Here is a 21,530-nt window from a genome sequence, read left to right as displayed (position 1 = left end):
TTTAACGCAGGCCGAATCTAAAGGCCCGCGTCGCGCCGCTTCAGCATCGCCTCGACCGACGGCGGCAAGGGCACATCCGGTGGGCATGTTTCGTCGGTCGCTGCCGTGGCGCGCGTGTCGAGCGAAACGACGCCTGCCCAGATGGGCAACGCCATGTCTGCCTCGTCATCTTTCGGCGGCGCGTTGCGGTGCTTGAGCGAGGCGGCCTCCACGGTCACGCGCAGAACGGCTGTAGCGCGCAATTCCTTTTCAAGCATCGGGCGGACTTCGGCCCAGCGCCCGGGAAAGGCGTGGTCGGTGATGGCGGCGAGCGCGCGCGAAGCTTCCGAGGCGTCGGTCACGAGGTCGGCGCGGCCATGCAGAACCACGGAGCGGAAATTCGCCGACATGTGAAACGCGGAGCGCGCCACGACGAGCCCGTCGAGAAGCGTCACCGTGAGGCAAACGGGCGCGCCCTTGCCGAGCTTCCTCGCGATCCGCGTGCCGTTCGAGCCGTGCAGATAAAGGGTATCGTGAATGCGACCGTAAAACATCGGCACGACGACCGGGCGGTCACCGTCGACGAAGCCGACATGGGCCGTCAACCCTTCATCGAGCACAGCGTTTACGGCGTCGCGGTCATAATCCGCGCGATCGCCCCGCCGGATTCTGTTCAGCGGTCCTACAGGCCATGTTTCCGATGCCTCGTCGCTCACCGCATCACCCGGATGATAAGTTATTCAAGCGGACGCCGTCGCACGCGTCTCAGCGGCTGCGCGCACGTTCCAGATGACGACGCAGCGAGGCCGCCGCGTTGATATACGGCTCCTGATACGCCACGCTCCAGTATTTCAGGTCTTCGATGCGGATCGGCTCGCCCGTTACCGCGCACTTCACATAGGCGCCGTGCTTCAGCACCTGGAACTCGCCGTCGAGGTAGCGGATTTTTGCCTCCTGCCCGAAGGCGAAAGGGCGCTCCATGCGATTCATCTCTGTCGTCCCTAGAGCAGCGTACCCTGCCCGTCCTTGTCTCTGGAAGTCGCGCGCCGCGATGGTTGCGGTTGCGTGGCCGGGCGTCGGCGCGTTGGCGCAGGCTCGGCTCGCGCATCGGCTGCGGCCCCATGAGCCCGAACGTGACCATCCGCGAATTCGATGTCAAGGGCGGCGGCACCGGGCACCGATGCGGCGCGGCGTATCACCCGACCGTCCGCTCCCCGCACGAGCGCGAAGCCGCGTTCCAGCACGCTCTTGTGGCCGAGGCTTTGAAGAAGCTGTCCGAGCGCGGCAACACGCTGCCGGTGGCGCTGGGCGAGGTTTGTCACGGCCTGATCGGCGCGGGCGGCAAGCCCAAGCAGCCGCTCGATCCCGCGTTGCGTCGGCGTGGCGAGGAGGCCCGCATTGAGCCGTTCGGCGCGAACGGTCCAGCGCTCGCGTTTGCGGACGATCACATCGCGGAAGGCCCGCGCGTTGAAGGTGGCGGCGCGGCCCAGACGCTCGCGCGCCTCGACGACAGGCCGCGCGACGAGGCGCGGTGAAAGCCGCACGGCGGAGCGTTCGAAACGTCCGCGCGAGCGCTCCGTGAAATAGATGAGCGCCTGCCCGAGCCGCGCGCCCGCCGTGTCGAGACGTTGGCGCGGCACCTGAAGAAGCGTATGCGGACGCGGGAGGCCGCGTTCCGCGCCGCGAAACTCCGCTCGCAGCTGTTCGAGGTTGCGGCGGACGCAGCGCCGCGCGCGTTCGATGCACTCCGCGAGGCGGAGGATGAGATCGGCGTGCTTCGGCACGGCCCACTCGGCGGCCTTCGTGGGCGTCGGCGCCCGGGCGTCGGCGACGAGGTCGATCAGCGTCCAGTCCGTCTCGTGACCGACGGCGGAAATCAGCGGGATCGCGCTTTCGGCGGCGGCGCGCACCACGGCTTCCTCGTTGAAGCCCCATAGGTCTTCGAGGCTGCCGCCACCGCGCGCGACGATAAGCAGATCGGGCCTCGGCAGCGGGCCGAAGCCGTCGAGCGCGTTGAAGCCCCGGATCGCCGCCGAAACCTCCGCGCCACAGGTGTCGCCCTGAACGCGCACGGGCCAGACGATGACGCGCGTCGGGCAGCGCTCGGTGAAGCCGTGCAGCATGTCGCGGATGACCGCGCCCGTCGGCGACGTCACGATGCCGACCACCTGCGGCCAGAACGGCAGCGGGCGCTTGCGGTCCTCATCGAACAGCCCTTCAGCGGCGAGCTTCTTCTTGCGCTCTTCGAGCAGCGCCATGAGCGCACCCGCGCCCGCCGGTTCCAGCTGTTCGATGACGATCTGGTAGCTCGACTTGCCGGGAAAGGTGGTGACACGCCCGGTTACGATGACCTCAAGCCCTTCCTCGGGCTTGAACTTGAGGTGATTGAATGTGCCGCGCCAGATCACCGCGTCGATGCGCGCCTTGTCGTCCTTGAGGCAGAGATAGGCGTGGCCGGAGCTGTGCTGGCCGCGATAGCCTGAAATTTCGCCGCGCAGGCGCACGAGACCATATGCATCCTCCACCGTGCGCTTGATGGCGAAGGAAAGCTCCGAGACTGTGAATTCCGCGATGTTCGAGAGAAGCTCCGCCTGCATGGGCGATAACATGGACGCCCAGCCACGCGATGTCCAGAGAGGTGGTGGCGGGAGCTGTGGGCGGCGGCGTGGTTGTGCGGCGCGGCGTTCGGTGGGACGGCGGTCCCTTCGCCGAAACGGGCCGCCGGTGGCGACGCGGGCGTGTGCCCGCATCGTGCCGTCGTAGCCTCACACGGAAACAAAAGGCGGCGCCGCGAGGCGCCGCTTCCGAAGTCCGGATGGGGTCGCGGACTATTTCAAGGGCTCGTAAACGCTGCCGCCGAAGACCTTGTAGTCGACGGACACCTTCACAGTGTCAGTCTCGGTTTCAATCTTGCCTTTGGACGGTCCCCATTTCGCGTAAGCGTTGTATGAGAAGGTTTCGTCAGCAGGATCGAACCGAAGGTATTCGGCTCCGACCGAAAACTTTTCGTTGATAGCGTATTTCAAGCCGCCACCATAAACTAGTCCACCGATTGACTGTTCATCGCTGGACGAACGGGCTGCGTAAGTGGTTTTAGCGCAGCCGCTGTACGGGTTTACATTGGGATCAGCGGGGCAATCATGGCGATAAGAGACGTTCGCCCAACCATAGCCGACCGTACCGTAAGGAAGCCACTTGCCGAACGAGTAACCAATTATTGCGCGGACGGTATTAAATCTGTCGATTTTGGCGGTTTCACTGAGTGTGCCGCCGTCATCGACGGTCTTTTCGAGGTTCGCGGCAGAAATGTCGGCAACAACGCCCACGACGATCTTGTCGTACTGATAATTGTAGCCAATCTGGCCGCCAACGAAGCCGCCTTCAAGATCGGGGCGCGGCGCACCGCCTTTTGCGTGAGATGGCGTCCCGGGAAAATCGATCGAGTTCCAGGCATAGCCGCCATGCGCGCCAACGTAGAAGCCGGTCCAGGTCGCGGGCGCTTCGTAAACCGGCGCATCCTTCAGGCTGCCGCCCTTGTAAAGATCGGCCGCGAAAGCCGACGACGAGAACGCAACGACACTCGCCGCACCCAACAAAATCTTTTTCATAAAATTCCCCCAAAGCCGATATTGGCACGCACGCCATGCGCAAATCCAATGTTTAGCTTCGGGAAAATCGGGTGATTACTAACCCGCGATTGCAGAGCAGGGTGATATAATTCAACTAAAACTTGCGTCAAAAATACCAACAAGAATCAGAATGACTTACGCCGCCACGTAGGCGGCGCCTATGATGCATTGCGGACACACCTTTGATCGATTGTTGAAGGTCTTTTGTATACCAGCAACCTGAGTATTTCAGTGAGTCCATCCTGTTGATTTCAATCAAAAACGTCGCCCCCTGATTTCGGGGCAAGGACTCAACCTGGCGACACGTCAGAATCGTCTTCCCATTCGCGCCGACATGGGGTTTTGTATCGGCATGTTTTCCCCTCGTCCGCGAGCCGTTCGCCGGACGAAGCAAGCGTGCGCGCAAGCGCCCCACATCCGCGAAGAGCCCGAAATGTCCGACAAGAAAAGCATCAAGAAAGTCGTCCTCGCCTATTCCGGCGGCTTGGACACGTCGATCATCCTGAAATGGCTGCAAGTCACCTATGGCTGCGAGGTCGTGACCTTCACCGCCGATCTCGGACAGGGCGAAGAATTGGAACCGGCGCGCCGCAAGGCAGAATTGCTGGGCATCAAGCAGATCTACATCGAGGATCTGCGCGAAGAGTTCGTGCGCGACTATGTGTTCCCGATGTTCCGCGCGAACGCGGTCTATGAGGGGATTTACCTGCTCGGCACCTCGATCGCGCGGCCGCTCATCGCCAAGCGCCAGATCGAGATCGCGCATGAGACGGGCGCGGACGCTGTCTGCCACGGCGCAACCGGCAAGGGCAACGACCAGGTGCGCTTCGAACTGTCCTATTATTCGCTCGATCCCAATATCTCGGTGGTGGCACCGTGGCGCGAGTGGGATTTCAAGTCCCGCACGGCGCTGATCGACTTCGCCGAAAAGAACCAGATCCTCGTGACGAAGGACAAGCGCGGCGACGCCCCCTTCTCGGTGGACGCGAACCTGCTGCACACCTCGTCCGAGGGCAAGCTCCTCGAAGACCCGGCCATCGAGGCGCCCGATTACGTCTATCAGCGGACCGTTTCGCCCGAGGACGCGCCGAATACGCCCGAAATCATCGAAGTCGGCTTCGAGAAGGGCGACGCCGTCTCCATCAACGGCGAGAAGCTTTCGCCCGCAACGCTGCTCACGAAACTCAATGAGCTGGGCCGCAAGCACGGCATCGGCCGCCTCGACCTCGTCGAGAACCGCTTTGTCGGCATGAAATCGCGCGGCATCTACGAGACGCCCGGCGGCACGATTCTGCTTCAGGCGCATCGCGGCATCGAGAGCATCACGCTCGACCGTGGCGCGGCTCATCTGAAGGACGAGATGATGCCGAAATACGCCGAGCTGATCTATAACGGCTTCTGGTTCTCGCCCGAACGCGAGATGTTGCAGGCCGCCATCGACAAGAGCCAGGAGTTCGTAACCGGCACGGTGCGGCTTAAGCTCTACAAGGGCGCGGCGCACGTCATCGGGCGCGAAAGCCCGTTCTCGCTCTATAATCAGGAACTCGTGACGTTCGAGGAAGGCGCGGTGGCGTACGATCAGCGCGACGCGGCGGGCTTCATCAAGCTGAACGCGCTGCGGCTCAGGCTCACCGGGGCGCGGAAAAACAAGAGCGCGCTCTAACTTTCAAGATGGCGGTGGCCTTCGTGGCCGCCGTCGTGCGACGGAAGAAGCAAAGCGGTGCGTCAGATGACCCGCGCCGCGCCAAGCATTTCAAACGGCAGATGCTTCAGCGCACTGATTTTCGCAACGGTGACGAAATCGGCGTCGTTATGCAGAAGCGTCATGCCGTTTTCGATGGCGATCGCCGCGATGCAGCAGGTTGGCGCGCCCGGAACGGGTAGTCCTTCGCGCCGGAGGTCGAAAGCAAGTCGCGCGGCCAAGGCCCACGTATCCATGCCGGCCTCGACATAATCCTGATCGGCAAGATAATCGGCCAGCTTGAGCCACTCCACCTCATCGCGCGCACCGGCGAGAAGCTCCGTCTGCGTGAAGCGCGTCAGGTAGTAGTCGCGCCCTTCGAGCACGGCCTGGAGCGCGCGCGATACCGTGCCCGTGCGATCACGGAAAAGAGCGACGAGCGTGCTGGTGTCAATCAGCATCGTAGCGCGTGTGCCGGAAGCCGGTGTGATCGAAATGGGCGTCGAAATCGATCTTTCCGGCCAACTCGAAAAGATTTTTCTTCTTCTTCGCCTTCAGGAACTCCCGCATGGCGAGATGCACGGCTTCCTTTTTCGTTTTAACGTTCGCGACGCGCATGACTTCGTCGATAAGCGTGTCGTCGAGATCGATATTTGTCCGCATGAGCCCCCACCGCGCGAATCACTTTGCCCTTGTGTAATGTACACCCGTGCATACACAAAAGAAGTGGTTTGCTAATTCCTGAGGCGAATCAAGCCGCGCCGAAGATCTCTATCAGGCGCCCGCACAACCAGAATTCTCCCTCGACGATCATGCCGGGTTCGAGAGGCTGCTGGAGGATGGCGTCGTCGGCGACGAGGTCGAAGGTGCCGCCCGCCGTTCCTATCACGGCCCAGGTGAATTCCTGGCCGGTAACGGGGTTCTGGCGGCGTTCCGTCTTCTGCACCTCGCCCGTCAGGAAGGCGCGAGCAGGGGCGCGGAAGTCTTCCGCCTCCGGATCAAGGAACACGATCTCGCTATCGCCGCCGCCGGTGAAAAGGCCGCTTGCGAGGAACGAGCGCGGCGTGAATTTCACGTCCTTGTCGGCCTGCGTGGCTTCGAAGGCGGCTTCGTTTTCGTAAACGGCCAGTTCGTGAGGGAAGGCAACGATCTGCGCTATGGCCATGAACGGCACGCGCTTCCCGGCAAAGCGAGCGAAATCGACCACGTCGATCAGCGCGATGGTCGGCCCGAGTTCCACATAGAACGCCCCCTCGAACAGATTGTCGTCCGGGCGCTGCCGCAAAGCGCGAACGCGAATGGGCGTGCGCCCCTCGCCCTCGAAAAACGGCGTGATGCCAACGGCGATATAAGGATCGGGATCGTTCTCGGCCGCCTTCTGCATGTGAACCCAGAGTTCGGGTCCAACGGGCAGTCTCAGCCTGTGATAATAGCCGACGGGGCAAGGCTCCTTGTCGCCGCCTTGTTCAAGGAGGCTGCTGACAAGCGCCGACAGATCTTCGGCCGAAGCCGCCTTGAAACCGATAAGACTGAAGTGATCCGCCATCACCTCATCTCCTTCCCGCTGCCCATGGAAGCGGTCCGCGCCGAAAGGCGCGAACCTCCGCAGTGTAAGACGGTTCCGCCCGTCGAGACGGATGCGCGCCGATCGGCGCTACGCCGCAAGCCGCTTCAGTTCGCCGACGATGGCCTCGCCCATTTCCGCCGTTCCGATCTTCGTCTTGCCGTCCTGCATGATGTCCGGGGTGCGAAGCCCCTTCGCGAGCACGCCAGCGATGGCCGCGTCGAGGAAGTCCGCCTCCTTGCCGAGGTCGAAGGAATAGCGCAACGCCATGCCAAGGCTTCCGATCGTGGCGATGGGGTTGGCGATGCCCTTGCCCGCGATGTCAGGCGCGGAGCCATGCACCGGCTCGTAAAGCGCCGGACGCCTGCCGTTCGCGTCCTTCGCGCCGAGCGAGGCGGAAGGAAGCATGCCGAGCGAACCGGTCGACATCGCCGCGAGGTCGGACAGAACGTCGCCGAAGAGGTTATCGGTCACGATCGTGTCGAACTGCTTCGGCCACTTCACTAGCTGCATCGCGCAATTGTCCGCGAGAACGTGCGTCAGCTCGATATCCTTGTAGTCTTCGTGAACGCGGGTCACGACGGACTTCCAGAGCACGCCCGTGCGCATCACGTTGTGCTTCTCGACCGAAGCGAGCCGCTTGCCGCGCGCCCGCGCCAGATCGAAGGCGACGCGCGCGATACGCTCGATCTCGTGCTCGTAATAGAGCTGCGAGTCCACTGCGCGACGCTCGCCGTTTTCCAGGGTGACGATTTCCTTCGGCTCGCCGAAATAGACGCCGCCCGTCAGCTCGCGCACGATCATGAGGTCGAGCCCCTCGACCACCTCGCGCTTCAGGCTCGACGCCTCGGTCAGCGCGGGATAGCAGATCGCGGGACGGAGATTGGCGAACAGCTTCATGTCCTTGCGGAGGCGGAGAAGCCCGGCCTCCGGCCGCTGGGCGTAGGGTACGTTCGCCCATTTCGGGCCGCCGACCGCGCCGAGGATCACGGCATCCGCCGCATGCGCCTTGTCCATCGCGGCATCGGAAATGGCCTCGCCATGCGCGTCATACGCGCAGCCGCCGACCAGATCCGTCTCATATTCGAATTGTGCGCGCCCGCTCTCGTTGAGCCACGCGAGAACCCGTTCGACTTCGGCCATCACTTCGGGGCCGATCCCGTCGCCGGGCAGAAGAAGCAGTTTTTTCTTTGTCATGTACCAAACACGCTATGTCATACCGCCAGCCGGGGCTGACCAGTCTCATGGTGGTTAAATCACACACTGTGGCGCGAATCACGCTTTCCGTCTCCGCTCTGCACAATTTTGTGGTGACGGGATGCGGCGACTTCGCGTTCGATCCCCCGTTTGAAGCCTGACTTGCGTGAGCCTTGCAATCAACAGATGTTTACACCCAAAAACTGCTGCTTTTAATTGCATTCACCGCTTTTAGAGCAGATTTTACCCGACGCGCACCCTAAGGCGCATGCGGGGAACGATGCAGTTCTGGCAACGCAGCAAAATGGAGCCCCTCCGGCTCGTGCAGGCTATCGGCAGCCGCCACAAGGGAGGCGCCCAGCGCTTCACGATGCGCCTTGTCGAAGCCATGGAGGCGGAAGGCGTGCAGTATGGCGTGCTCGTCAAGCGCGGCGGCTGGACCGAAGCTGAACTCGGCAAGACGAACGTGAAGATACACAGCCTGCCTTTCGGCGGGGCGCTCGATCTCGTCACCCCGATCAGATATCCGCGCATCCTGAAGGAAGCCCGCGCAAACCTCGTGCTGACGCATCTCGAACGCGCGACCAAGCGCACGCCACGCGGGCCGTGGGTGCATGTTGCCCGCCTCGGCGGCTATTATGCGTTGGAGGACTACGCGCGCTGCGACTACCTCATCGGCAACACACCGGGGTGCCTCGATTATTTCCGCAGCGGCGGCTGGAGCGACGACCGCATCTTTTACATCCCGAATTTCGTGCCTGAACTGGAACTCGGCGTGAACAAGGCGCGCCGCCCCGACTACGATACGCCGGACGACGCCCCGCTGATCGTATGGACCGGCCGCATGGAGCACGAAAAGGGGCCTGATCTCGTCGTCCGGGCGTTGGCGGAGGTGCCGGGCGCGTATCTCTGGATGGCGGGCGCGGGCCGCTTCGAGGCGGAGCTTCGCGCGCTTGCGGCCGAGCTTCACTTGAATGACCGCATCCGCTTCCTTGGCTGGCAGGACAATGTGCATCCGTTCCTTGCGGCGGCGGACATCTTCGTGTGCGCCTCGCGTTTCGAGGTGTTCGGTAATGTCGTGCTGGAAGGCTGGTCGCACCGGCTGCCGGTGGTGGCGGTGCGTTCGCCTGGGCCGGAACATCTCATCCGCCACGGCGAGACGGGCCTGCTGGTGCCGAACGAAAACCCGGCCGCGATGGCCGCTGCGTTCCGCGAGGTGCTCGGAGACCGCGATTTCGCGGCTCGGCTGGCTGCGGCGGGCAAGGAAGAGGCCATGACGACCTATTCCGAAGCCACCATCATGGCGCAGTATCGCGCGCTGTTCGACGAGCTCCTGGCGAGGGGCGTTGTCGGAAAACGCGTGGCTGCTTGACCGCGTCCGGGTGCTCGATCAACTGGCCTGCCGGCTCCGGGCGGACGCTCTTCGAGCGAGACGATATCCGTTTCGCTCCAAATGCTCAGGGAAGCCGCGCCGGGGAAAGAGGATGTTCGCCGCCCTCGAACGTATCGAGCCCCGCGTCGCCGAGCAGGTGTCCGGCCTTGTCGCGCTTCGCCGCGAGATACTTCACATTGTGCGCCGTCGGCCGTGTCAGGACGCGGTGCGTGGACAACACATCGAGCCCGCCATCGCGCAGCGCCTTGATCTTGAGCGGGTTGTTCGTCATCAGCCGCACGGACGTGAAGCCCAGCAGCCTCAGCATGTCCGCAGCGAAATCGAAGCGGCGCTGATCCTGCCCGAAGCCCAGAAGCTCGTCGGCATCGTAGGTGTCGAACCCCTGATCCTGTAGCCGGTAGGCGCGGATCTTGTTCGCGATGCCGTTGCCGCGCCCTTCCTGATCGAGGTATAGCACCGCGCCCCCGCCCTGTTCGGCCATCGCGCGCACCGTGCCGCGCAACTGCTCGCCGCAGTCGCATTTGAGACTGCCGAACAGATCGCCCGTGAGGCAGGCGGAATGAATGCGCACCGACACGGGCTTGCCCGGCGTGGGATTGCCGACGAGGATGGCGATCTGATCGCGGAACCCGTCGCCCCCGCGAAACACGACGAACTCGCAGCTTCCGGCCCCTTCAAGCGGCACAAACGCACGCGAAACGATCTTGAGCGCCTTCGCCTCGCGGTCGCGGAAACCAAAGATATCTTCAGCGTCGACAGCCAGGAGCGAAAACGCGTCCCGCGCATTCGCGCTCGCGTCAGCAACGAGCACAGCGGGCAGGAGAAGCGCGAGGTTCGCCAGCGCGAGCGCGGCTACCTCGGCACGGTCGGCGGCGCGAAAACTCTCGTTCGCCGCAGCCGTCACGCGCTCATCGTGGCCGAAATACGCATCAAGCGCCTCCATAGTGAAAGGCTCGAGCCTGAGCGCCGCAACGGGCCTGATCCACTTGCCCGCCGACAGGATCTTTTCGCCGGGCACGATGACACGCGGCTTGCCGTCGCCTCGCTGCAGGAACGCCAGCGCGGCTTCGGTTGCGCCATCCACGGGAAACGCAACGATAGCGGCGCTTCCCGACCGGACCACCACGGGGCGCGCCGCGCGAAACTCCGCTATCGCGCGTTCCACGGCAATCTGCCGGGCGTCGCCAAAAGGAGAAGGGGGATTAGCGCTTTCCATGGCCTATCCTGTCCAAGCCGTCGAATCCGCGGACGCAATACCGCACATCCCGAACGGAAGCAAACCAAGCCGCACGCGCAAGTGCGGAGGCGTATGATGGTGAATGGGAACCCTGCGCCGAATGCCGCGCGCAAGATCCGACGCACGATTTCGATCGGCGTGCCCTTCGGTAAAGGTCGCCCTTCCGACCGAAAAGCGCAAGCGTCCCGAAGCGAACGCCTGTATCGCTGCCGAAAGCGGCACATCGGCTGTACGAAAGAGCGCAAGCGCGGGCTGGTCTGTTTTGTCTCATGCAACAGTATTACATAAGCGGCATTGCCTCGCTTTGGAAGCTTTGCCGTGCCCCGTCACGCATTTTTTATGAGCGAGGTTTACGCAACCTTTACGCTGTGCCGGCGGCGGGCCACGCGTTGAACACGTAGATAACCGCGAGAATGAAGGTGCCGAACGCGATGCGGTAATACGCGAACGGCGCGAAGCCGATCCGCGTTACGATGGCAAGGAACGGCTTGACCACCAGTATGGCCGCGATAAAGGCCGCGATGAAGCCCACGGCGATCACCCCGGCATCGCCGGTTGAAAGCTCGTGCCGGTTCTTGAAAGCGTCGTAGACGAAGGCGCCCGCCATGGTCGGGATCGACAGGAAGAACGAAAATTCCGCCGCTGCGCGCCGCTCAAGGCCGAGCAGCAGACCCGCGATAATGGTCGCGCCTGAGCGTGACACGCCTGGAACGAGCGCAAGCGCCTGACCGCAGCCGACAAGGAAACTCGTCTTGAGCGGGATATTGTCGGCCTCCTTGTAGAGCACGCGCTTTTGCGTTTCCTCGGCGATTAGGATGACAATTCCGCCGACGATGAGCGCGACCGCCACGACGACCGGCGAGAAGAGCACGGATTTGATGAAGCCGTGAAGAGTTGCCCCGAGCACCAGCGCGGGCAAGAAAGCGACGAGGATCGAAAGCGCAAATCGTCGCGCGGCCGGGTCAGTCGGGAGGCCGAACAAGGTGCTGAAAAGCTTCCGGAAGTAGAGGATGATCAGCGCGAGTATGGCGCCAAGCTGTATCATCACCTCGAAGGTTTTGCCGGGAGGCCCCTTGAAGCCGAGAAGATCGCCGAAGACGATCAGATGGCCTGTTGAGGAGACGGGCAGAAACTCGGTCAGCCCCTCTATGACACCTAGCACTGCCGCTTGAATATAAGTATCCACCTTGTGGCCCCGCTTGTCCCACCGCGAAGCGGTTTAGGCGCGCGGCGTCGGTGGCGCAACCCCGATGTACAGGAGAACACGCATGTTCGCAAGGAATATCACCCGGCGGGGCACCATGGCCGCACTCGCGGGCGGTGCGGCGGCATTCGCCACGCAAGGCCGGAGCGCCGTTGCAGCGCCCGCCGCGCCCGCAGGGCTCGTGGTCCTCACGGTCGGCGGCCTCGTCGGCGCGCCGAACCGCCCGCCTTTGGAGCAGAAGCGCGACCGCCTGTTTTACAGCAACAACATCGACTTCAAGGAGGCGCGCGCCTTTTCCTACGGCGATCTCCTCCAGTTTTCGCAAGTCATCGTGACGAGCCTCGACGAAGCCGGCATTGCCCATGTCTACAAGGGCCCGCTGCTCCACGATGTTCTGGCGACCGCCTTGCCTCCCGTCGAAGCGAAGACGGCGCGCTTCTCCGCGCTCGACGGTTTCGCGGCCGAACTCTCTCTCGACACGGTCTATTCCGAGCGCTGGGTTCTTGCGCTCGAAGCGGACGGCAACGCCTTCGACCTCGGCGGTTTCGGTCCGATCTATCTCGTGCGGGAACTTCCGGCAGGCACCAGGAGGACGGAGGAAGAGGAAGCGCGCTGGGTTTTCGCCCTTTATTATATCGAGCTATTGGCTTGACAACCCGGCTTCAGCTTTGAAGATGCGCCAACTTGAATTTTGGCGCGGCTGGAGCGGGACATGACGAAGTCGTTTCTTGGCATCATAGGCGGATCTGGGCTTTACGATCTGCCGGGACTGGAAAACAAGCGCAAGGTGAAGGTGCCGTCGCCGTGGGGCGATCCGTCCTCCGACGTGCATCTCGGCGAGATCGGCGGCCTTTCGGTCGCATTTCTGCCGCGCCATGGCGCCGGTCATGTTCAGTCGCCCTCGTCCATAAACTACCGCGCCAACATCGACGTGCTGAAACGCATCGGCGTGACCGATCTCATTTCGGTTTCGGCCTGCGGGTCTTTCAAGGAGGAACTGCCGCCCGGACATTTCGTGCTGGTGGACCAGTTCATCGACCGCACCTTCGCCCGTGAGAAGTCGTTCTTCGGCGAGGGCTGCGTGGCGCATGTGCCGATGGCCGATCCCGTGAGCCCGCGCCTTGCGGATCATATCGAAGCGGCGGCCAAGGCCGAAGGCATAGCCCACACACGCGGCGGCACCTATCTCGTGATGGAAGGCCCGCAATTCTCGACGCGCGCCGAGTCCTACATGTACAAGGCGTGGGGATGCAGCGTCATCGGCATGACGAACATGCCCGAGGCAAAGCTCGCCCGCGAGGCCGAGCTTTGCTATGCCACCATCGCCATGGTGACCGACTTCGACTGCTGGCACGAAGAGCACGAAGACGTCGACATGACGGCGATCATCCGCATCATGAAGGACAATTCCGAGAAGGCGAGCCGTCTCGTTGCGCGTCTCGCCGCCGACTTCCCGCGCGAGCACGAACCTTGCCCCATCGGCTCCGACCGCGCGCTCGAACATGCCATCGTCACGTCGCGAGATGCGCGCGATCCGGCACTGCTTGCGAAGCTCGACGCTGTCGCCGGGCGCGTGCTCAACCGGTAGCACGTCGCCTTGGACCCAGTCTGCGCGCCGGGCCGCTTGCGGCTTGGCGCGCATGCAGGATCGGCAAACGCGAACGCCGGTTCGACCGGATCGTTGCTTAAGCGTATCTGCTTTTGATCGTATCGGAAGAGCGCTCTATCCTGTCTTCACCCTTGCCGGACGCGCTCCGGGCAGGAACCTGAAGCGCCGATCATGTGGCGCCCCAGCGAAAGCCGCATTTATCGCACCCGGGCCAGATGCTCCGCGACGACGGCGAGAAACGCGTCGCCATACTGATCGAGCTTGGCGGCGCCCACGCCATGGACCATCGCCATCTGATCGCGCGTCTGAGGCTTCAGGTGCACCATGTCGAGCAGGGTTTTATCGGGGAATATCACATAAGCGGGCACCTGCTTGTCTGTCGCAAGCGTACGTCGTATCGCTTTCAAAGCTTCGAGCAAGCTTGTGTCGGAGCCCGACAAGGCCACGGCGTTTCCGCCCGCCGCCGAACCAGAGCGGGAAGGCGATTTCTGCCCCCGCTCCACGAGCGCTTCTTTCCTGAGTTCGACCGCGGCCTTCCCGCGCAAGACATCCCGCCCATGCGCGGTGATGGTCCAGGAGCCATATCCGGCAACATCGAGATTGATGACGCCGCCTGCGTAAAGCTGGCGAAAAATCGCCCGCCATGCCGATGCACCGATATCGCTGCCGACCCCGAATGTCGGCAAATCATGATGGCTGAGTTGTGTGATGCGATCCGTCTGCTGGCCGCGCAGCAGAGCGATCAGATGCTCGGTTCCGAACCGTTCGCCCGTGCGCGCAATCGCGGAAAGCGCCTTCTGCGCGAGAATCGTGCCGTCCACGAGTTCGACACCCTCGATGCACAGATCGCAATTGCCGCAAGGTTCGGCGCTCTCGCCGAAATAGGCGAGGAGCGTCTGCCGTCGGCAACGCGGGGCCTCGCATAGCGCGACAAGTGCATCGAGCCTCCGGCGTTCGACGCGCTTCTGCTCGTCCGGCGCCTCGCTATCCTCGATCTGCTGGCGGCGGAGGCGCATGTCGTCGAGGCCGTAGAGCGTCAGCGTGGAGGCGGCCAGGCCGTCGCGTCCCGCGCGCCCGATCTCCTGATAATAAGCCTCTATCGATTTGGGCAGATTGGCATGGGCGACGAAGCGGACATCCGGCTTGTCTATGCCCATCCCGAAGGCAACAGTCGCCACCATGACAAGGCCATCTTCCTGCAGGAACCGGTCCTGAGTCTGCGATCGTGCCGCGCTATCCATGCCGGCATGGTAGGCGAGCGCCGGGATGCCTTTCCCGCTCAGGAACGCCGCCAGATCCTCGGTTTGCCTTCTTGCGCTGCAATAGACGATGCCGCTTTCGCCTGTGTGGTCGGCAATGAACTCCGTCAACTGACGGCGAGCGTCGCTCTTCGCGCGCATGGCAAGGCGCAGGTTCGGCCTGTCGAAGCCGTGGACGAAGACCGCGGGCTCACGCACGAAAAGACGGCTCAGGATGTCCGCGCGCGTGGCGGTGTCGGCCGTCGCTGTAAGCGCAAGAATTTGAACGCCGGTCAGCGCTGCCGCCACTTCTCCCAGATTGAGATAATCGGGCCGGAAGTCATGGCCCCACTGGGAAACGCAATGAGCCTCGTCGATGGCAAGGAGGCTAACCCCCGCTCGCTGGAGCATCGCTTTCGTATCGCCGAGCGCCAATCTTTCGGGAGAGACGTAAAGCAGGCGCAAGCGGCGATTTGCGATGGCATCGATGAGAGAGGCGGTTTCTTCGCGGCTGTTTGAAGAATTGAGAGCGCCCGCCGCTATCCCGTAAGCCTGCAATTGCGCAACCTGATTGCGCATCAGCGCAATGAGCGGCGAGACGACGACGGTCAGTCCTTCTCTCATCAAGGCGGGCAACTGATAGCACAGCGACTTGCCGCCGCCTGTCGGCATCACGGCAAGGACATCGCTACCCTTCAGGACGGCGCTGATGACATCATCCTGGCCAGCCCGGAAATCCGCGAACCCGAAGGTCTTGCGCAGGCAGTCCCGCGCTCTGTTCAAATCACCCATGTCCGCGATTTACACGGTCTTGGCGCGGGTTGGAAAGGATTGGTTGGCAAGGGCCTTACGCTCCCCCGGCTGTTCGCCTTCGGGCGCAAAGACTTCAGCGACTTCCAGGAACGTTCGCACGTCGTTCGCGCAGACGGTCTCATCTGGGCATCTATTTGCGGCGAGGCGTCGGGGAGAAGCCTCATATTTTGCGATCACAGCTTGTTTGCGTTCCGTACCGCCCTTCCTGCGGAATGCAAGCGCTGCGAAACCGGTGCTTAAGGTATTGTATTCAATGGCGATCCCGGGAGGGCTCGAACCTCCAACCCCCTGCTTAGAAGGACGATGACGGGTATTTCTGGCGAGGAAATACTCTGTTTTTTCAGGGTGTTAATTGCTCTTCCTTTGCGCGGGTGTGCCTTTTCCGCCCACGTTTTGTGGGCGTTTCTTGGGCGCCTCGGCACGGGCGGCACCGCTCTGGAAATCGGGGTGATGATGCCCATAGTGCCGCTCCAGCGTGTCGACACTCATGCCGAGATATCCGGCCGCTTCCCATCGATCCGTGCCCGCCTGCATCTGCCATGTCGCGGCGGTGTGGCGCAGGCTGTGCGGCACGATCTCGCGCGCGATCGCGGCGACCTCGCGAGCGCGCCGCCAGGCCGTCTTGAGTTTTTCAATCGGTGCCCCCTTGTAGTGGATGACATGCACGATACCGGCGGCGAGGTCGCGAGCTTGCCATCGGCGCAAATGCGGGATCAATCGTGCGTGGATCGGCGCGGGCGGCTGCCGCTTGTTCGTCACGCTCTGCGCGCCGCCCTTGCGATAGATGAGACCGCGCTCGACATCGATCCACCCCGCGTCGGGCGACGGCAGCCAACGCAGCCGCAACAGCGCACCGGAGCGCGTGCCGCTATAGAGGCCGATCAGGATCACGCGGGCGAGGTGTTTTGATGCGTCGGCGTCGGCGGCAAATTTGCTGGATGACCCGCGCCACGCAGCCCAGAGAAGCCGCGCGGCTTCGCTGCGCGTGAGCCAGTCCTCGCGGCGACGCCCTCGGCCCGGCATCGAGACGACAGGCAGGGCAGTCAGCGTATATTCGGCGTGATAGAAATTGAGCGCGGCTCGCAGCGTTTCGAGGTCTTTGCGAGCGGTGCTCTCGGCGACGGTGCCGCCGCGCGGGCCAACCAGAGAACAGCGCCACTTCACATAGTCGCGGCACGCCTTTGGCTTGATTTCAATGGCCTTTTTTGTAGCCCACCATCGCAACAGGTGCGCGCTACGATATGTGATAACGTCGGGGCGGGCCACAGAGCCCGCCATCTCTTGCATGTAGAAATTCAGGATATCCGCGATCCCGACCTCAGCGGGATCGCTTGTGCCGGACGGCCTGTATTTTTGGGAGAGGTATTTCTGCAGCGCTGCTTCAGCCCCCGCAGTGTCTCCCACGCCGCATCCAGTGCCAATCTCTCGCCCGCGATCGAGGATGACCCAGACGGGCTCACGCCCGCCGCGCTGGCGGAGATAGAGACGCGCCGATTTTTGCTTTCTGGGCATGCATAGCTCGACTTCGCCAACATCGCTTCGACATCGGCTTCGCACACTAAAAGCATTTTGCCGGGTTTGATAGCGGCAAGGCGACCTTCTCGGATCGCCCTCCGCAACGTCCACACCGTGATGCGCGATTCCGGCGGGAAAAACCGCCTGACGGCTTCGGTGAGCGAGTAATACTGCGTCGCCATCACGCTGCCCCTTCTATTGGTGCAGCAGGAAGATCCAGCCATAAAGTAGGCTGGTTTGCGCGCACGTCGGTAACGCGAAACCAGCCTTCCCACGCCCAATATGGACGCGGCTTTTTAGAGTATCTATCATCGTTATATTGCGCGATATACCACTGGTTACGAGACCGCCCTGGCACCCACACCAGAATGCGCCGGTCTTTTGGGGCCGTGTCTATCGGTTGTGGTTCGTAAGTCATCACGCGGCCCTCTGCCCGGCGATCGATTGGCGGCACTGCTCGCGGAGCTGCACGATCTGCAGCGCTTCCTGCACACGGTCGACGAAATCGGGCAGATCCATCGTGTGCTGCAGGATGAGCCACGCGCCCTCGATGCGGCGCTCGATGAGCGAGCCGACCGCAGCGCTGTCAGCGAAAGCGCGAGCCTGCGCTGTTTCGAGGAGGATGCGGCGGAAGGCGTCGGGCGTGATGCCGGCGGCCTGCGCGGCGCGCCACGCATCGGCGAGGTTTTGTTTCAGCCCCTCGGCGGCCTGTGTTGCGTTCGTGTGCATCACGCGGCCTCCTCGTCGATCATCAGGTTGATAGTGTCTTCCGGGATATCGCCTTGACGGGGCATGATAAGCCCCTCCCCACCGTCAAAAATGAAGTGAGACGGTGAGCTGCGAGATTCGTCTGCGGGGGCGACCGAAAACCGCAATCCGGGCAACTTGCTGATTTTAAGCAGATACAGAGTTCCAAACGTCCGCCCTTGACCGAGACATACGGCGGCTTTTGTTGGGCGCTGCCCCCCATAGCATGTGCACGCTTGCGATTCCTCGTCCGGATGTTCGGAGGCAGGAACGACGCCCCGACCGTCACAATTTTTGCAATTACTCTCTGCGCCGCAATGAGGGCACTCCACCGTGCCGTCGTCACAGTCGGGGCAATCGACTACGCGCCCTTCGCCCGCGCAGATGTCGCAATCGTAAAAAATACTCTCTGGCAGGGTCGGAAGGGGCCGGTAATCTCGGCCTATCCATGGATGGGGCAGCCGATCAATTGCGGGAGTGCCGTCGCGCTCTGGCACATCCGCGCGACGGGGCACCCTGATAACCAGGTGCCCGTTGGTGGCATAGGTGTAGGCACCGATCGAAAACGGTTTGTCGAGTGAATAAATAGACGCCTCGGAGCAAAAAACGCTCAAGTCGATCATGACCGCCTCCCGACGCCGAGTCCGGCTTGAACGCTGAGATCGGCGAACGCCTGCAGGAATTTTTCCTCGGCGCGCGGCCAGGGCAGCGGGATGATCGGGCGAGATAGCGGCGCTTCGGTCAGTCCCCATTCGCGTTCGGGATCGGCCATCACGTCGCGCTGCTCTGTCGCCAGCGCCTGATTGTCGGCGCGGTGCACGAGCTGGCGCACCGCCTCGGACGGCTCAGGCAGACGGAACGCCGCGTAGATTGTGCGCTGCACCGCGTCGCCCAGGGCGCTGAACGGATCGTAGGGCAGCACGCTCGCGACGAGTTCCTTCACCGGGCGGATCACGTCGCCGATATAGGCCTCGTGCGCATCATGCAGCAGTCCGTAGAGCTGCACGATCGGCGTGTGCTTTTTCAGCGCGTCGGCAACGATCACCGAGTGCTGCGCGACCGAATAGAACTGCGTGCAGGCTCCGGCGAATCGGCACTGCTTCGCCAGCGCGGCGGCGATGTCGTGGATATTCACCTGATGCGGCAGTTGTGCGGTGAGGTCGAACGCGAGCCCGGAGTGGGTTTGCGTCCAGTGTGGCGTGCGGAGTGGGATAACCTGCCCGGGCATAACCGGCCCGGTCTGCTCTGCTACTTGCGGTTTCATCGAATTGCCTCGCGGAAGACTTAATGGCGGGTTAAAAGTGGCATGATATTCCACTACCGTCAAGCGACGGTGTGGAACCTCGCGCGACACACCTCATTCCTAATGCCGCGTGCAACCGCCCGCTTGCCTTCCACTTCTTTTTATGTTCAGGCTTAAGCTGTTTGTTGGTTATGCGTGGGTTTACAATGACAAATGCATTGAAAGTGCTGGGAATTATTGCGCTGGCGTGGGTCGGGTTCCGAGCGATCTCCGGTCCGTCCGACGCCTATCTGGAAGAGGTGGTCGCGATAGCCACAGTTCAGCAGGCATTTAAGCCTGCAACTGTGACATTTTTGCCATTAGTGAAAAAGACCGCACCCGATGGTGCGACAATCATCGGCGGCACAGCGACTGCGCGCAGGCAAGATTTCGTATATCAGATACGCGTCGAGAAAGTATGTGGCGCACACGAAACGCTATGTTTCAAACCAAAACTAATATTCCTGAAGAATTCTAACGCGCCCTAGCGGGCCGACGTCGCGGATATACCACTTTCCCGAGAATAGAAACATTGTCGGACTCGGTATTTAGCGAAGGAAGATTTTTACGCCCGTTCGTAATGAGTAGAGAAGGCGGTATGAATTGACGCACTATAGTTTCAGCGCCGTTTTTGCGTGGGTAGTAATTCGCTATCACGACGTCGCCGATCTGAAGATCGGTGAGCGCCTCTCGCGATATATCGATCACAACGAGATCGCCGTCGAGATAGCCGATTTGATCCAGATAGCTCGTCTCAATCTTATACCAGGATTGGTGTTCTTCGAGCGGAATGCGCGACTCAAGCGTATCGGTTTCGGGTGTAAATGGCGCAGCCTCTTCAGCAAAGCCGCCGCGCGCAGGCGACACGACACCGCCGTCTTCGTAAAGATCGTTCATGGAGACGCCGAGCGCGTCCGAAATCGCAAGCGCTTGATGCCCCAGCATTCGTTGGCCGCCTGTCTCGATTTTGGAGATCGTGGATTTCGAGAGCCCCACCTTCGCCGCGAGCATTGGCTGAGACAGCCCGCGCTCCTTTCGCAGTTTTGCGATCCTGTTCTTTTTTCGCATCTCGATCTTGACCATTCCTCATATGTTGCGCAGCCGACTGTGCCGCGAAATCGCTTTTTATTCCACTGTTTCGCAGAGGTCGCTTGACAGTGTGGAATGATATGCCACTATCCATTCCATGGATGTGGAATCGTACCGTCACGAATTAGGCCTCACCTATGAGCAGCTCGCGGATAAGTTGCGGCTGCCCATTGATGTGGGCCACATGCGCCGAATCGCGCGCGGGCTCATATGGCCCCGCGCTTCCCTGATCGATTCTATCGTCGAGCACTCAGGCGGTGCCGTGACCGTAGACGATATGCACCGGCGCTATTCGGCGCAACGGGCGCGTATCGACACTGACCCCACAACCGAAAACGTATTCCAGCGTCGGCAAACGGCGTGAACAGAGTTTTTCGATGTCATGCGTACACCCACCGCGCTCGCGCGGCGGGTCGGCGAAGCTACGCCCGGAAAGGAGCGACCATGGACGATGAGGAAATGACTTCGAGACGGGTACTCGACCTGATCGCGATGGGCCTTCTGACGGCGTTCGCGCTCTACGCGACGGCGATTGTCGGAATTTTCGTCATCGCGGCCCTGCGCCATTAACCACGAGGGACTCATGAAACGCATTGTAATTTCTGCTATCGCCCTGCTCGCCGGGATCGGCGCGGCCACCGCGGCGGACCTCTATTCGAGCCCGGCCCGCGCCGTGCTCGCCGTGGCCGAGGCAAGCCCCGCGTGGGGCGGTCTCTATGCGGGCGCAAACGCGGGCTGGGCGGGCTCGCCGAGCGATCACGTGACGCCGGAGGGAGCGTTCGGCGGCGGTCTCGTCGGCTATAATCTCGTGCTCGGGCGCTCCGTTCTCGGCGTCGAGGCCGATTTTCAGGGCGCGGACATCTCCGACACCAGCCGCAAGACGGCGGGCGACACCGTCGTCACGCGCAGCGCCGCGCATATCGACTGGTTCGGCACCGTGCGCGGCCGCGTCGGCGCGCCGCTCGGCAACGCGCTGATCTACGCGACGGGCGGTCTCGCCTACGCCGATCTCAAATTCGGCAACGGCTACACGTTCGCCGATCCCGACGTGACGGTGTCCACCAGCAAAAGCGAGTGGCAGACCAAGGTCGGCTGGACGGCGGGCGCGGGCGTCGAATGGGCGCTCGCCGACCGTCTGCGCCTGCGCGGCGAGTATCTCTACGTCGACCTCGGCGACGTGTCCGTGACCGCGCCCGCGAGCGGCGAGGCAGCCGCGCAGACGGCGACCTGGCACCCCGAGCTGCATGTCGTGCGCGTGGGCCTGTCCTACGCGATCCCGACCGAGCTACCGGCGCTCAAGTAAGTCGAGCGCCGCGCCGGGAACGCGCCCCGGTGATCCACACGCGTGACTTA

22 protein-coding genes are annotated in these 21,530 nt (G+C 62.4%); 6 read left to right on the top strand and 16 right to left on the bottom strand.

Annotation, left to right across the window (positions count from 1 at the left end; genetic code table 11):
- Positions 1–17 precede the first annotated feature (17 nt).
- The 4 genes from EK416_RS13835 to EK416_RS13820 all read right to left on the bottom strand — a co-directional run bounded on the left by EK416_RS13835 (position 18) and on the right by EK416_RS13820 (position 3,587).
- Positions 18–695: a pyridoxamine 5'-phosphate oxidase family protein gene (locus EK416_RS13835; RefSeq protein ID WP_164730027.1), complete on the bottom strand. Its 678-nt coding sequence runs from the start codon at positions 693–695 to the stop codon at positions 18–20.
- Between the two features lie 49 nt (positions 696–744).
- Positions 745–969 (bottom strand): DUF2093 domain-containing protein, encoded by a 225-nt coding sequence (locus tag EK416_RS13830; protein WP_127078456.1) that lies wholly within the window; start codon positions 967–969, stop codon positions 745–747.
- Between the two features lie 11 nt (positions 970–980).
- Positions 981–2,588 (bottom strand): exodeoxyribonuclease VII large subunit, encoded by a 1,608-nt coding sequence (gene xseA, locus EK416_RS13825; protein ID WP_245434059.1) that lies wholly within the window; start codon positions 2,586–2,588, stop codon positions 981–983.
- A 219-nt stretch (positions 2,589–2,807) separates the two neighbouring features.
- Positions 2,808–3,587, bottom strand: a complete 780-nt coding sequence (locus tag EK416_RS13820; protein WP_127078454.1) for an outer membrane protein — start codon at positions 3,585–3,587, stop codon at positions 2,808–2,810.
- 454 nt (positions 3,588–4,041) lie between these two features.
- On the opposite strand from EK416_RS13820, the gene EK416_RS13815 reads away from it, so the two are divergent.
- A complete protein-coding gene (locus EK416_RS13815; protein ID WP_127078452.1) occupies positions 4,042–5,271 on the top strand; it encodes an argininosuccinate synthase in 1,230 nt (409 codons plus the stop codon).
- Between the two features lie 62 nt (positions 5,272–5,333).
- Here EK416_RS13815 and vapC read toward each other — a convergent pair whose 3' ends face one another.
- From vapC to leuB, 4 genes are all read right to left on the bottom strand, one after another.
- Positions 5,334–5,750, bottom strand: coding sequence for a type II toxin-antitoxin system VapC family toxin (vapC, locus tag EK416_RS13810; protein ID WP_127078450.1), 417 nt, complete (start codon positions 5,748–5,750; stop codon positions 5,334–5,336).
- Positions 5,740–5,952: a type II toxin-antitoxin system VapB family antitoxin gene (locus EK416_RS13805; RefSeq protein ID WP_127078448.1), complete on the bottom strand. Its 213-nt coding sequence runs from the start codon at positions 5,950–5,952 to the stop codon at positions 5,740–5,742. Before EK416_RS13805 ends, vapC begins: the two co-directional genes overlap by 11 nt.
- Positions 5,953–6,040: 88 nt before the next feature.
- Complete coding sequence (locus EK416_RS13800; protein WP_127078446.1) at positions 6,041–6,835, bottom strand: hypothetical protein; 795 nt, start codon at positions 6,833–6,835, stop codon at positions 6,041–6,043.
- A gap of 108 nt (positions 6,836–6,943) precedes the next feature.
- A complete protein-coding gene (gene leuB, locus EK416_RS13795; RefSeq protein WP_127078444.1) occupies positions 6,944–8,050 on the bottom strand; it encodes a 3-isopropylmalate dehydrogenase in 1,107 nt (368 codons plus the stop codon).
- Positions 8,051–8,354: 304 nt separating this feature from the next.
- Here leuB and EK416_RS13790 point away from each other — a divergent pair, with 304 nt between their 5' ends.
- A complete protein-coding gene (locus EK416_RS13790; protein WP_164730026.1) occupies positions 8,355–9,422 on the top strand; it encodes a glycosyltransferase in 1,068 nt (355 codons plus the stop codon).
- Positions 9,423–9,507: 85 nt separating this feature from the next.
- Here the strand turns inward: EK416_RS13790 and ribA are convergent, their stop codons facing one another.
- Positions 9,508–10,659: a GTP cyclohydrolase II RibA gene (gene ribA, locus EK416_RS13785; protein WP_127078440.1), complete on the bottom strand. Its 1,152-nt coding sequence runs from the start codon at positions 10,657–10,659 to the stop codon at positions 9,508–9,510.
- Positions 10,660–11,041: 382 nt separating this feature from the next.
- Positions 11,042–11,866, bottom strand: a complete 825-nt coding sequence (locus EK416_RS13780; protein ID WP_127078438.1) for an undecaprenyl-diphosphate phosphatase — start codon at positions 11,864–11,866, stop codon at positions 11,042–11,044.
- 82 nt (positions 11,867–11,948) lie between these two features.
- On the opposite strand from EK416_RS13780, the gene EK416_RS13775 reads away from it, so the two are divergent.
- Entirely contained in the window at positions 11,949–12,536 is a 588-nt protein-coding gene (locus tag EK416_RS13775) for a molybdopterin-binding protein (protein WP_127078436.1), read from the top strand.
- 60 nt (positions 12,537–12,596) lie between these two features.
- Positions 12,597–13,472 (top strand): S-methyl-5'-thioadenosine phosphorylase, encoded by an 876-nt coding sequence (locus EK416_RS13770; RefSeq protein ID WP_127078434.1) that lies wholly within the window; start codon positions 12,597–12,599, stop codon positions 13,470–13,472.
- 218 nt (positions 13,473–13,690) lie between these two features.
- On the opposite strand, the gene recQ is transcribed toward EK416_RS13770, so the two are convergent.
- The 5 genes from recQ to EK416_RS13745 form a co-directional block, all read right to left on the bottom strand.
- On the bottom strand, positions 13,691–15,523 hold the full coding sequence (gene recQ, locus EK416_RS13765; RefSeq protein ID WP_127078432.1) for a DNA helicase RecQ: 1,833 nt from the start codon (positions 15,521–15,523) through the stop codon (positions 13,691–13,693).
- Between the two features lie 369 nt (positions 15,524–15,892).
- Positions 15,893–17,056, bottom strand: a complete 1,164-nt coding sequence (locus tag EK416_RS13760) for a tyrosine-type recombinase/integrase (RefSeq protein ID WP_127078430.1) — start codon at positions 17,054–17,056, stop codon at positions 15,893–15,895.
- Between the two features lie 420 nt (positions 17,057–17,476).
- Entirely contained in the window at positions 17,477–17,788 is a 312-nt protein-coding gene (locus EK416_RS13755; RefSeq protein ID WP_127078428.1) for a hypothetical protein, read from the bottom strand.
- On the bottom strand, positions 17,788–18,429 hold the full coding sequence (locus EK416_RS13750; RefSeq protein ID WP_127078426.1) for a hypothetical protein: 642 nt from the start codon (positions 18,427–18,429) through the stop codon (positions 17,788–17,790). Before EK416_RS13750 ends, EK416_RS13755 begins: the two co-directional genes overlap by 1 nt.
- Positions 18,426–19,070: a phosphohydrolase gene (locus EK416_RS13745; protein WP_127078424.1), complete on the bottom strand. Its 645-nt coding sequence runs from the start codon at positions 19,068–19,070 to the stop codon at positions 18,426–18,428. Before EK416_RS13745 ends, EK416_RS13750 begins: the two co-directional genes overlap by 4 nt.
- 185 nt (positions 19,071–19,255) lie before the next feature.
- Here EK416_RS13745 and EK416_RS13740 point away from each other — a divergent pair, with 185 nt between their 5' ends.
- Positions 19,256–19,576 carry a hypothetical protein gene (locus EK416_RS13740; RefSeq protein WP_127078422.1) on the top strand — a complete coding sequence of 107 codons (321 nt, stop codon included), beginning with the start codon at positions 19,256–19,258 and terminating at the stop codon, positions 19,574–19,576.
- Here the strand turns inward: EK416_RS13740 and EK416_RS13735 are convergent.
- On the bottom strand, positions 19,563–20,171 hold the full coding sequence (locus EK416_RS13735; protein ID WP_127078420.1) for a helix-turn-helix domain-containing protein: 609 nt from the start codon (positions 20,169–20,171) through the stop codon (positions 19,563–19,565). The two genes, EK416_RS13740 and EK416_RS13735, sit on opposite strands and share 14 nt — an antisense overlap.
- Before the next feature lie 589 nt (positions 20,172–20,760).
- Here EK416_RS13735 and EK416_RS13730 point away from each other — a divergent pair.
- Complete coding sequence (locus tag EK416_RS13730; RefSeq protein ID WP_127078418.1) at positions 20,761–21,480, top strand: outer membrane protein; 720 nt, start codon at positions 20,761–20,763, stop codon at positions 21,478–21,480.
- Positions 21,481–21,530 lie beyond the last annotated feature (50 nt).

The organism is Rhodomicrobium lacus, from assembly GCF_003992725.1.
Classification (GTDB): domain Bacteria; phylum Pseudomonadota; class Alphaproteobacteria; order Rhizobiales; family Rhodomicrobiaceae; genus Rhodomicrobium; species Rhodomicrobium lacus.
Note: the sequence above shows the minus strand (reverse complement) of the source record. Positions and strands in the feature narration are given on the sequence as shown.